The sequence below is a fragment of the Amycolatopsis sp. FBCC-B4732 genome, from assembly GCF_023008405.1.
Taxonomy (GTDB): domain Bacteria; phylum Actinomycetota; class Actinomycetes; order Mycobacteriales; family Pseudonocardiaceae; genus Amycolatopsis; species Amycolatopsis pretoriensis_A.
Map to the genome: position 1 here is coordinate 1,747,349 of NZ_CP095376.1, position 11,779 is coordinate 1,759,127.

Genomic DNA, 11,779 nt, shown 5'->3' on the forward strand with positions numbered 1-11,779 from the left:
GGACGGAGCCTTGGTACTGCAACGGCAGTTGGTGGTGCTGTGGTAGATCTCCGTTGTGGTGGTCGATGTCGTGATGGATCAACTGGACCGGGTGCATGAGCGGATTGCGGGTCGGTTCGCGCGGTCGGAACCGCAGGATCGGGCGCGGAGTATGTGTCCGGCCTGGTGGCAGGACTGGAGCGAAAGAACGGCTGGACGCTGGCCGAGCAGGTCGGTGAGGTGTCCCCGGACGGGATGCAACGGTTGCTGCGCTGGGCGGACTGGGACATCGACGGCGTCCGCGACGACCTGCGGAACTACGTATCGAGCACCTCGGCGGACCCGGTGGAGTGCTTATCATCGACGACACCGGGTTCTTGAAGAAAGGCACCCGTTCGGCCGGGGTGCAGCGGCAGTACTCCGGCACCGCCGGACGGATCGAGAACTGCCAGATCGGCACCTTCCTGGCCTATGCCGGTGTTCGCGGGCATGCGCTGATCGACCGCGAGCTCTATCTGCCCGAGCCGTGGATCGCCGACCCGGATCGGTGCCGGCGGGCAGGGATCCCGGAGGGCACCGAGTTCGAGACCAAGCCGCGGCAGGCCATGGCGATGCTGGCCGGGCGTTCGCCGCGAAGGTGCCGTTCTCGGGGGTCACCGCTGATGAGGACTACGGGCAGGTCAGGTACCTGCGCTTGTGGCTGGAAGCCCAGGACGCCGCGCACGTGCTGGCCACCAGGGTCAACGATATTCTGGTCACCATCGACGGCCGCGAAACCCGAACCGACGAGCTGATCACGGACGTGCCCGCCCGACCGTGGCGACGGCTATCGGTCGGCGCCGGAGCGCACGGGCCGCGGGAGTATGACTGGGCGCGGGTGCCGATCCGGATCGGCTGGCAGCCTGGGCGCGGGCTGCCGGTAGGTCCGCCTCAGCGCGGGGCATGTGTGGTCGCGGTGACTTTGCGCTATCATGAGCGCATGATTTCCCCGAACCTGGGAGATCTCCCCCGTGTGGGGGTTCAAGTCCCCCTTTGAGCACGCAAAGGTGGGAAATCTCCCGCGCAGTCGCGGGTTACTCAAGCTGCAGGTCGGTGGCGAACTGAACATGTTGCACTCGGGGCGTGGTCAGCTGGCCTTGGCGGAAGTCGAAGTGCTGGGTTGGGCACCGGTGCACGTCGGCCAAGGTGATGCAGTTCTGGAAGAACGGGTCCCACCGGGTGGGGTAGTGCATGCCGCGGGCGAGTTCAATTTCGCTCTCGCCGTCTTGGGTTCCGCGCCGCGGTGGGGGCTGCGTCAGGCCGCGGGGGAGCGCATCACGGTGAGGGTCGCGGGACCGATCCGCAGGGTTCCGTCGTCGAGCGGGGCGCAGCGTACGCCGCCGCGCCCGCGCAGGCCGCGGAACGCGCCGGGTGCCAGCACCACGTCCATCCAGGCGCAGGGGTGGGCCGGGCGGTAGGCCTGGAACCGGACTGGGCCCGTGCCGGAGTCGAGGTCGAAGACGGCGCCGGTTCCGCCTCGCGGCGCGGCCAGCTCGTCGGCGGGAAAGCCGCGGACGACGATGTTGCGCCGCGGCAGGTGCGGGTCCGGCACGGCGGCCAGATCGAGGTCCCGCGCGAGGACGTCGAGTGACTCGGCGGCGAAGAGGGTGACGGCGGCCCGGCGGTGGGCGGGCTGGTTGAAGTACCGGTCACCGACGAGCCCGTGCCCGGCGCGCACGGTCACCTCGTCGCGTTCGACGGGTTCGGGGTCGGGCCGCGGGCCGTCCGCCGGACGGCTTTCGAAGGCGTGCGCGGGGGAGACCAGGAGCGCGACGATCTCCACCGGGATCGTCCGGTGCGGTTCCGGCATGGCTCTCCTCGAACGCGCCGGCGCGCGAACCGGAGTTCGCGCGCTGGGGGCCTCACTGGCCGCTGGTGAACAGGGTGCGGTAGTCGCCGTAGCCGGCGTCTTCCAGGTCGTCGAGGTGGATGAACCGCAACGACGCGGAGTTGATGCAGTAGCGCATGCCGCCCTTGTCGAGCGGGCCGTCGTTGAAGACGTGGCCGAGGTGGCTGTCCGCGTGCAGTGAGCGGACCTCGGCCCGGATCATCCCGTGGCTGAAGTCTTCGCGCTCGACGACGTTCGCCTTGTCGATCGGCTTGGTGAAGCTCGGCCACCCGGACCGGCTGTCGTACTTGTCGACCGAAGCGAACAGCGGCTCGCCGGAGACGACGTCGACGTAGATGCCCGGCTCGTGGTTGTCCCAGTACGCGTTCGCGAAGGGACGCTCCGTGCCGTCCTGCTGGGTCACGCGGTACTGCTCCGGATCCAGCTGGGACACGGCTTCCGGATTCTTGTGGAACTTGGCCTGCTGAGGCACAGCTCTCCCTTCCCCGCCTTGCGGCGCGAAGCTGGGGCACCAGGTGAAACGCACCTGGACGTGCAGGGGTACAGACGTGCGGCGCACCCGCGCTATTCCGTCGGAGGTCCGGTCGGCCCGGGCGCGTTCTTCTTTCGTAAGGACTGGGTGGACGCGGCCGACAGAGTGACTGTGCCGTCCCTGAAACGGACGCCACTTGAATGGAAACCACGGCCAGCACTGTGAAGGTGAAGGACAAAACGACACTCCGGCCCAGCAAGGTGCGCCGGTCGGACCTGGTCGACAGGCGACGATCAGACGTCGACCCGGAAGTAGAGACCGTAGCGGGTCTCGAACTCGAGGAGGCTCAGTTCGGGGTGCAGGCGCAGCCGATCGTCTGCGTGCTCGCGACGCAGACGATCGACGACGCCTTCGACGAGGTCACCGATCTTCCGGAGGTTGACCAGCGTCTCGTGGCCTCGGACAACGCTGTAGTCGTTGGCCCATGGCTCCTCCGGGAACGCCACCAACGGGGTGTGCTCGTCGTGGGCGAGTCTGAAGAGGTGCGTCCGCTCCGGACGTTTGGACGGGCTCGCCAGCGAGTAATCGTGCGCCAGCGAGCATCGCAGCGCGTAGAGCGCTTCGATCGACGCCGAATCAAGGTCGGTGAAGCAGGCGAGTGCCTGATTGATAGCAGGACGGGGCTGGGCGATGGAAAAGTCGGCGAGCGTGAAGGTCTTGCCGATCTGGTCGAGCAGCACGAGGTAGGCGGTCGCTCCCAGCCACAACGTCGCGCTCTGCCTCACCAGGGTTCCCGTGGTGTCACGTCCGGCCGCGTGCCGGGCGTCTCCGAGAAGAGCGTTGAAACTCGAGCGGTACTGCCGGCCGTCCACTGCGGGTACGTCGACCAGATGCCTGGTGATGGCTGCTCGGGTTTTGTCGGTCTGGGACTGCGTGGTGGAGCCTGTACTCATGAGGATTCCTTCCTGCTTCAGCCTGAGCGGAGCCGAACAGGTCAGGATACGAGTACGCCGCAAGTCGGTTTCCGCAACGGCGTAACACGGCCCGGGTGCCCCGGTCTGTTGGCTGCGATCGGCCCACTCGGCTGAGCCCCACGGGGAACGCTCATCGGGACTCGGAGCCGGTGATTCCCTCGTCCGGGTGGGTCGCCGCGGCGGCCGACGAGCTAAGATTTTCGTTCGAAACGCTCCAGGAACTGACCTGCGAGTTCCTGCCAGCCGATCAGGGGCACGTCGCTGCTGATCATCTGCAGCGCGTAGTCGAGGTCGTCGGTGCTCTCCGGTGTCCAGTCGTGCTGTCGCGGACGAATGTGCAAGATGGTTCCTTCTTGGGTCCAGTACAGGGCAAATACCTGCTTGTCGACGTCAGCCCGTGTCATGACGTGCACGCTGGCCAGGCCCTTGGCCAAGTCGGTGTTGACTTGCGGGAACTGAGTTCGGTACGACCACGACCGCCACGCGCCAGCGAATACCAGGTCGATCCTGACTTTGTCGTATGGCAGCGCGCACATCCAGTTCTTACCCTTGGCGAAGAAGCCCTCGACGTCGAGGCCGAACGGCCGAAGTGCATCGGGGAGCCGAGGCCGTCAAAGGGACTCCAATCGTCCGGGTACTTGAGCAATCTCTGCCGCCGCGCTGGACCGACCTCAGGTCGTGGCGTCAGCGGTACCGAACGAGCCCCTTGCAGCTGTCCGTCATCTGTCGGTTTGGGACGTACACCTGGACCCACGTCATCGATCTTGAGCTGCCCGCGACAGTCGCAGACAGACCGGAGATCTGACACCAACGGCACCGTCAACAGACGATCGCCGAGACGACCGCCCACAGTTTCACTCAGTCGTGAATCACGGCAGCTGCAGGTCGGTGGCGTACTTGAGGGTGGGGTTATAGATCAACTCGGTCTCGGACACTCAATTACCCCATAGAACCGCGCGTCGCGGCCAGGTCAGAGTAACAGCAGCTGGTCGCCGACGGTCTCGTCCATCGTGGCAATTGCGCGTGATGGACCGCATGCCTTGACTTTACGAGTCGGGCCGCCGCACGTGATCGTGAGGTCGTTCGATCTCAGGTAGTCGGCGATCGCCGACCTGTCATCGCCTACGGTCTCGGCGAATCGCGCGCGGAATTCGTTGAGTAGGTGGTCTTCGCGGACGTAGACGTTTTTGGTGAGTTCTGGTGGGCGGGTGTGGGCGCTGGTGTGGCCGTGGCGGCAGCGGTAGCCGGGGCGGCCCTTCACCCAGTGTGAGTCCAGTCGGCGGCCGCACAGCTGACATTGCACAAGTCCCGCCAGCAGATACGCCCTGGTATGGCCGTGCTGTGTGGGTCGGGCCGCGCGCATGCCCTGGACCGTCAGGAATGTCGCCTCGTCCACGAGCGCCGGATGTGTCACCTTGTCCGACTCGGCCCAGCCTCGTGCCGCTGACGGTCGGGTGGGAGCACCGTCGTGCGGCGGGCCGGTTGTTCTGGCGCCGTGTCGGTTCCACACCTGCCGCCCGGTGTAGCGAGGGTTCTCGAGGATCCCGACGACGGTCCGGACGATCCACTCGTGCTTCGTCCGGTGTCGGTTGCGAACCCGGCCGGCGCTCGACGGGCACGGGATGCCCCGGTCGTTCAGCTCCCGCGCGATCCCGGCCACACTGCGTCCGGTGGCTCGTTGCTGGAAGATCCACCGCACCCACGGTGCGGTGGCCGAGTCGGGTTCCAGGCGGTGCAGTCGGCGGCCCCAGCTCGCGTGGCCCCGGTTCGGGTGCGGGCCGGCGTCGGCGAGACGGTAGCCGTAGGGTGGCCGGCCGCCGAGGAACCTGCCCTGCACGCGGGCCTGAATGTGCATTGCGGCCAGCACTCGGTGCCGGGCCCGCAGCACCTCGCGGCGTGACTGGGATCCGAGGAGCAGCATTAGCGCCTGGTGCACGGGGTCGTCGAGGTTCACCGGACCGTCCGCTTCGGGGAGCCACAGGTGGATGCCTTGCTGCTGAAGCATGGTTAGCACGGTGTTGAATTGGTCTCCGTAGAACGCGCGCTCGTACTCTCCGATGACGACGGCATCAAACGGACGGTTCGGTTGTGCTGCGGCTGCCATTAGTTGTGCCGCGGCCGGCCGTTTACGCCAGGGAAGCCGACGTGAACATCCTTCGTCGAAGTACTCCGCCACGATCACACCGTGTCCGCGGATCGTCTCCTCGGCAACCTCGCGCTGCCACGCGATGTACCCGCCAGCGGCCGCCGCGCATCTGATCGGCATGACACCGGAGGAGGCCGCGAGGGTGATACAGGATCTGCCGCCCGACAAGAGCCGGGCCATCATCCGCGAGATCGACAAGCTGGTCGGCAAGGCCACCGTGGACGCCGAGGGTGCCACCACCAGGGCCGAGGCCGACCGGCTCAAGAACGCCGTGGGCGGCGACGGGACCGTGGTGGCGATGAACGCGGAACGGCGACGACCGCCGGGCCCGGCCGGTCCGGTGGACTCGGCCGCCTTCGACGTCAGCCGCCGCGTGGCCGTGCAGTTGGTCCGGCTGGCTGAGGAACACGGCCGGCGCGTGCCGGAGGGTGTGGTCATCGAGGCCGCGTTGTCGCAGGAGGACATCGCCGGGCAGGTCGGCGCCGCCCGACGCACGGTCGCGCGAGCCCTGCGCGTCCTGCGGGAGCGGGGGATCATCGAGACTGGCCGCCGCCGGATCCTCATCCGTGAGCCGCGCGTCCTGCGCGCCTTCGCCCACGATTAGTCAGGCACGGAAGCAGCAATACGACTCCCGGACCAACGTAGTCGGCGGCGTCGCCCGGTCCGACGGCGACGTCTAGCTGTTGCGGGTCATTACGTTGGTGACGTGGGCGAAGGCCTAAGACGAGGGACGGGTCTTTCGACGGCAGGATGAGAAGTGCGACCAACACATCCGCCGAGGAGAAAGACCCGTCCGTGCACCACCGTAATGCCCCACTGTCCCTCGAGGGCCGCCGCCGGCTCGTCGCGCGTTGCCAGACCCGCCCGATCGCCCACGTCGCCGCCGAAATGGGCATCTCCCGGCAATGCGCCTCCAAATGGGTCAACCGCTGGCGCCGCTATGGCGAGACCGGCCTGCTCGACCAGCCCAGCGTCCCGCACCACCAGCCCACCGCCACCCCCGCCGAGGTCGTGGCCCGGATCGAGCAGCTGCGCAGGCAACGCAAGTACTCCGCCCGCCGCATCGCCACCGAACTCACCACCGAAGGCATCACCCTCTCCGTCCGCACCGTCGGCCGGCACCTGCTGCACCTCGGGCTCAACCGGCGCCGCTTTATCGACCCCACCGGCGCCACCAACCGGGAACCCCGCAAGATCATCGCCCGCTGGCCCGGGCACATGGTCCACCTGGACGTGAAGAAGACCGGCCGGATCCCCGACGGCGGCGGCTGGCGCATCCACGGCAAAGGCAGCGACCAGGACAAACGCGCCCGCCGCGGCAAGACCCGAGGCCAGCGGGCCCGCTACACCTACCTGCACTCCGCCGTCGACGGCTACTCACGCCTGGCCTACACCGAAGCCCTGCCCGACGAAACCGCCCGGACCGCGATCGGGTTCGTCCACCGCGCCCGAGCCTTCTTCGCCCGCCACGGCATCACCCACATCCACCGCCTGGTCACCGACAACGGCGCCTGCTACCGCGCGAACGACTTCGCCACCGTCCTGCGCGGAGCCCGGCATCAGCGGATCACGCCCTACACCCCACGCCACAACGGGAAAGTCGAGCGCTACAACCGGATCCTGGCCGAAGAGTTCCTCTACGCCCATGTCTGGCTCAGTGAAGAACACCGCACCGCAGCCCTGGCCGTCTGGAACATCCACTACAACTACCATCGACCACACACTGCCGCTGGGAACCAGCCACCGGTCACCCGGCTCCACACCGGCGTCACCAACGTCATGGCCTCATACATCTAGCGCCAAGGCGATGTCGATCTCGTAACAAGCGACCGGGTCGTGCCGACCCTCTGGAGCGTGAAAGGGAAGTCAAGGCTTCGATGCTTGCTGGCCGCTGCGCTGCTGACTGCCGGTTGCGGGCCGTTCGACGGAACTCCGACGACCCTCTCGGGTGCCGAGCAATCGGCGTGTGCGCGGCCGTCCGTGCCTGCGGGTACCGAAACGCCCGTCGTGACGCCAGGTTTCGTCCAGTACGCCGCCGTTGCCGGCCGGGCTGTGTGGGTAGCGCTGCGGGAGGGGCTGATCGCCAAGCTGGATCCGTTCTGCGGCACCGCCACAGAAACCGTGAAAGTCGCGACGGAGCTGTGGCCGACGCTCCCGAACGGCTCGAGGCCGAGTTTCGCGGCGCTGGTTTCCGATGGTCACGACACTCTCTGGGCGATCGCCGAAGTCGTCGATCAGGCCGGTGACGTGACGCGCTCGACTGTGGTCCGCATTGACACCGTCAGCGCGGCAATGACCGCGCGCCTCGCACTGGCCCCGATCAGCTACGGCCGCACGTCGGGAGCGCTCGCGGCAAGCGGCGACCGCGTCTGGCTCGCCGACGCGATGACCGAAGGCACGGCGGCCCGGCTCGACCCCAGAACGGCGGTCGTCATCGCCACGGTGTCCACCCCTGAGGGAGGGCAGAGCACTAATCAGCAGGTAGGCGTGGCGCCCGACGGGGCCGTGTGGGTTCCGGGAGGGCCCCACTCGGTACGGGTGCTGAACTCGGATGGGGGTACACGGACGGACGTCGTGCTGCCCGGGACCGACATCAGCAACGCGAGCATTCTGCCGCTGGGCACCACGGCGTGGATCGGCGGCAGCCCAGCGCACCGCGTCTCTACAACGGACTACACCGTCACTGCGGTCGGCGCGGCCCGTCTCGATTCGCTCACGCCAGCCTCCCGAGGAGTCTGGGGTGCGGTGAATTCTCCGGAACACGCGATTGTCCACGTCGGGGAGGACGCCAAGGTTGTCGCGACGTATCCGGTAGCCAACCAGACGATTTCGCTCGCCTCCACTGGTGATGACGTCTGGCGAGTCGATTTCGGTGGGGTGCTGTACCACGTCGCGGGCTAGGCTGGTTCGAGCCGGACGGTCGTCGTGGCCGCCGTCTCGGCGACTATCGGCTCCAGTGCGCTGGCCTGGCTGCGGCACTTCTCGGTGTAGGCGGCATCGACGGCCGCGTTGGTGTCCGCGTCCGTGGCGGGCTGCAGCTCGCGGTGCTCCGGCTTGTCGCCACCTGACGTGTAGCCGCGGGTGAAGATTAAGTAGATCACCGCGAGGACGACAGAGAGCCGCTCGGGCGAGAGTCGGTCGGCGTGGACTGCGACGTTGATTCCGCGTCGCGGATTTTGCGGCGAGCCGCGCTGGCCAGCAGGGTCACTCGAACGTGTGAACCAAAGCCGGGTGCGATGGCACGCAGCATGTGGCATCCTGTTCTGTTCGCCACCGGCGGCCATCAGCTTGATGCCACATCTCGCAACACGGAGACACGCCATGCTTTGCCGCCGACCAGAGCTGTACGACGCGCTCAAGGCCTTGACGGGCGCCGCCCTCAACGATCTCCTCCAACATGACGATGCTCCTGTGATCGGGCCACTCCCGGACTTGCGTCACTGGCGGCGGTTTTCACAGTCGTCGTTCGTGGCCCTGCGAGCCACCGCTTGGCACATGCCAGAACGGGCCTCGACGGTTGCTTGGCTCGACACCTTCCCCGAGATGACCGCGGTTCGGGAGATCATCAACGCCGATCCGGTCATCCGTTCCCGCGTCGACACCGTGGTCGGAACCGAGTTCGCCAAACAATTCCGGCGCCTCAGCTGGCTACTCGTCGAGCATCTGCTGGAACCGATCGTCCTGGCCACGGGCACCTACCAGGTGGACGAGGACGCATTCGAAGCGTCCTACGCGCGCCTGGAAAGAGGCCTTCTCGCCGCGGAAATCAGGATGGTCGAGTATGTGCCGCTCAACGCGTTCATCACTCCGGGACTCGACAGCATCGCACTGGCCGACGGTCTCGAGCTGCAGCCGATGACGGACCAGCAGCTCAGCACAGCCATCCGAGTCCACGCCGTACCCGGAGAGTTCGGTGGCGGCCCAACATCGTTCGAGGTCTCCTGGCTCAACCAGTGGGCGCTGGTCGTGGAGCGGTCCTTCCCGGTGCGTTCCGGCGCAGATGAGCTGTCCGGTATCCCGGTCGCGGGGCCGTTCCCATCCTTGTCCGGGCCAGCCGAGCAGCTCGTCAGGGCTCTGCGGATCGTGTGCGGCGGCTCGGTAAGCGCGACGCGCCCGATCCACATCCAGCACGACGAGGACTTTCCCTTCGACCTCGGATCGAGCGCGATACTCTCGCCGGTCGGGCTCGCCGACCTGGACCGACCGACCCGAATGGACAGCGATCAGCTAGGCGATCTTCGTGAAGTCTTCCGCCTCCTCGCAGACCCTGATGTCCAGAGCAACCGCGCGCTGCAGACCGCACTGCGTCGTCTGGTCGCCTCCGGCTCACGAAGCGTGACCGAGGATCGCTTGGTCGACCTCATGACCAGCGCGGAGGCGTTGTTCATCAAGCTCGACGGTGTCAAGAGCAAGACAAAGGGAGCCGTGATCGCTGGAGGCGCCGCGGCATTACTGGCTGAGGACGTCGTGCTGGCGACCAGCCCGGACAAGATCAGAGCCTTCATGTCCCTGGCCTACCAGCTACGTAACGACGAGATCCATGGTGATGACCCGGCGCGGCGGCCGGCGCATCTCCTGGACGGGACACCGACGACCAGCCTAGAGGCAATCGTGGACGACGTTGAACGGGTCATGCGGCGTGCGGCACACCTCATCTTGCGAGGAGTTGTTTACCCTCGAGTGACGGGACAGGGAATGGGTGTCTCCGATCAGGAGACGATCGAGCGGTTCGTGCTCCGAGCGCGACGGGTTGCCGCACATTCCCTGATGCAAGACCGTGAGTCGTTCACGAAGCTGATGCAGGACAACTTCACGCTGCGAATGGCGTTGGACGGCACGGCCACCCTCAGCCGCTCGCTGCCTGCCGACCAGGAGATCTTCGAATCGCTGGCAGCGAGGGTTCGGCCGTTGACGCTCGAATCAGAATCGATCTTCTATAAGAAGGTGCTCGCCGCCTTGAAACGCATGATCAAGGCTGCGTCAACACCGGGGAGCCGTGAACTCGAGCAGCTGACCGAGCTGACCTCAGAGTGGACAGCCATGTCGCTCGGACGAGACGTCCAGGTCTACGAGATGTGGCTGAGCAACGCCGACGACACGGAGACCACGGGGCGGGCGACGGACAATCAGCTGGCCGCCGGCTGGATCTACGCCGACCTGGTCCATGCCGACGCGACAGGCTGGAAGCAGGACGCCCTGGCCTTCTCATTGGAGGAGCGGTACGCCGCCGCGGTCAGCGTGATCTCCCGGCTCGCGTCGCTGAGCTCCCGCACGCTCGAGTTCGTCCGGCAACTGCACGACTCAAACACGATCGAGCTTGAACGGACGGTTTGGGACACGGCCGTCGTTGTGGCTTCGACAGAGCTCGTGTTGGCGTCCGCGACCGCGTATGTGGGACCGGTGGGCACCGTGCCTGACTGGAATCAACCTCTGACGGAACTCGGTGAGCAGTGGCAGCAGGTCACACTCACCAGCCAACTGCGTCGCGACCGGACCAGCCACGTGCAGGTCGACCTGACCGACACTGCCGGCGGCATCGTTGCGTCGTACGACGCCGCCGTCCTGGACCGTCACCAAGAAGACGACATTTTGCACTGGCGGGTGCTGCTGGCAGACAGCGTGATCTCGCACGTCCAACTTCGCGTCGAGGACGAAGGCGCGCGGCCGATCGCCATCGACCATTCCATCGTTGGCGACTCGAATCGAGTCCGTCTGGCAGCGCACCGCGCGCTACAGAACATGCAGCGAGCTCACACGATGACCTACCTCGTCCAGGGGACGACAGTGGTGTCCTGCCAGACGGCACCGAGCCGGCCGGAAGCAGTCGATCAGCTGCAGCAGCTCATCGAGACGCTTGAGGATGTTGTCGCGATCGAGGAGCTCAGCGGTCGCAACATCGAACCGGCAACGGAGCCGATAACGTTCTTCCAACGAGTCCGACTGCGACAGATGCGATTGCTGTGGCAAGGGAAAATCGTGCAGTGGGATCGAGTCCTGCCCGACGCAGTCTTGCCAGAGGGAAAGGTGCCGAGCTGGATCCGCGTCGAAGCAGATTTGATCCCCATTGGCGGCGCCCAGGTCCCAACTCCAGAGGTCCTGATCGGACATCCTGACGCGACTTGGATCGACCAAGGACCGGTGGCGGAGTCAGAGCCAGCCCGCCGGTTCTCCGCATCACCGCCCGAAGGGCAGCGCTTCTTAGCATGGGCCCCTTCTCGGAAAGGTGAGCCGGATCAGGAGCAGTGGGAAAGCGTACGGTGGAACCTCGCGGGAATCACCGAGGACACGTGCCCCTTCTGACTTTCATGTGCTTCGGAGAA

10 protein-coding genes and 1 pseudogene are annotated in these 11,779 nt (G+C 66.5%); 5 read left to right on the forward strand and 6 right to left on the reverse strand.

Going from position 1 to position 11,779, the window contains the following annotated elements; translation table 11 throughout:
• Positions 1–55 precede the first annotated feature (55 nt).
• A pseudogene (locus MUY14_RS07290) lies at positions 56–892 on the forward strand (IS701 family transposase); the annotation flags it as partial.
• Between the two features lie 381 nt (positions 893–1,273).
• Here MUY14_RS07290 and MUY14_RS07295 read toward each other — a convergent pair.
• From MUY14_RS07295 to MUY14_RS07315, 5 genes are all read right to left on the reverse strand, one after another.
• Positions 1,274–1,828 carry an MOSC domain-containing protein gene (locus MUY14_RS07295; protein ID WP_247021992.1) on the reverse strand — a complete coding sequence of 185 codons (555 nt, stop codon included), beginning with the start codon at positions 1,826–1,828 and terminating at the stop codon, positions 1,274–1,276.
• Positions 1,829–1,880: 52 nt separating this feature from the next.
• Positions 1,881–2,339: a peptide-methionine (R)-S-oxide reductase MsrB gene (gene msrB, locus MUY14_RS07300; protein WP_247021993.1), complete on the reverse strand. Its 459-nt coding sequence runs from the start codon at positions 2,337–2,339 to the stop codon at positions 1,881–1,883.
• Positions 2,340–2,632: 293 nt separating this feature from the next.
• Positions 2,633–3,292 (reverse strand): hypothetical protein, encoded by a 660-nt coding sequence (locus tag MUY14_RS07305; RefSeq protein ID WP_247021994.1) that lies wholly within the window; start codon positions 3,290–3,292, stop codon positions 2,633–2,635.
• Positions 3,293–3,504: 212 nt separating this feature from the next.
• Positions 3,505–3,849, reverse strand: a complete 345-nt coding sequence (locus MUY14_RS07310; protein WP_247021995.1) for a hypothetical protein — start codon at positions 3,847–3,849, stop codon at positions 3,505–3,507.
• A 434-nt stretch (positions 3,850–4,283) separates the two neighbouring features.
• Entirely contained in the window at positions 4,284–5,489 is a 1,206-nt protein-coding gene (locus MUY14_RS07315) for a recombinase family protein (protein WP_247021996.1), read from the reverse strand.
• 52 nt (positions 5,490–5,541) lie between these two features.
• On the opposite strand from MUY14_RS07315, the gene MUY14_RS07320 reads away from it, so the two are divergent.
• From MUY14_RS07320 to MUY14_RS07330, 3 genes are all read left to right on the forward strand, one after another.
• Positions 5,542–6,063 carry a Crp/Fnr family transcriptional regulator gene (locus tag MUY14_RS07320; RefSeq protein WP_247021997.1) on the forward strand — a complete coding sequence of 174 codons (522 nt, stop codon included), beginning with the start codon at positions 5,542–5,544 and terminating at the stop codon, positions 6,061–6,063.
• 191 nt (positions 6,064–6,254) lie between these two features.
• Entirely contained in the window at positions 6,255–7,256 is a 1,002-nt protein-coding gene (locus MUY14_RS07325; RefSeq protein WP_247021998.1) for an IS481 family transposase, read from the forward strand.
• An 84-nt stretch (positions 7,257–7,340) separates the two neighbouring features.
• Positions 7,341–8,360 carry a hypothetical protein gene (locus MUY14_RS07330; protein ID WP_247021999.1) on the forward strand — a complete coding sequence of 340 codons (1,020 nt, stop codon included), beginning with the start codon at positions 7,341–7,343 and terminating at the stop codon, positions 8,358–8,360.
• Here the strand turns inward: MUY14_RS07330 and MUY14_RS07335 are convergent.
• Positions 8,357–8,560 carry a hypothetical protein gene (locus MUY14_RS07335; protein WP_247022000.1) on the reverse strand — a complete coding sequence of 68 codons (204 nt, stop codon included), beginning with the start codon at positions 8,558–8,560 and terminating at the stop codon, positions 8,357–8,359. The two genes, MUY14_RS07330 and MUY14_RS07335, sit on opposite strands and share 4 nt — an antisense overlap.
• A gap of 220 nt (positions 8,561–8,780) precedes the next feature.
• On the opposite strand from MUY14_RS07335, the gene MUY14_RS07340 reads away from it, so the two are divergent.
• Positions 8,781–11,759 carry a hypothetical protein gene (locus MUY14_RS07340; protein WP_247022001.1) on the forward strand — a complete coding sequence of 993 codons (2,979 nt, stop codon included), beginning with the start codon at positions 8,781–8,783 and terminating at the stop codon, positions 11,757–11,759.
• Positions 11,760–11,779 lie beyond the last annotated feature (20 nt).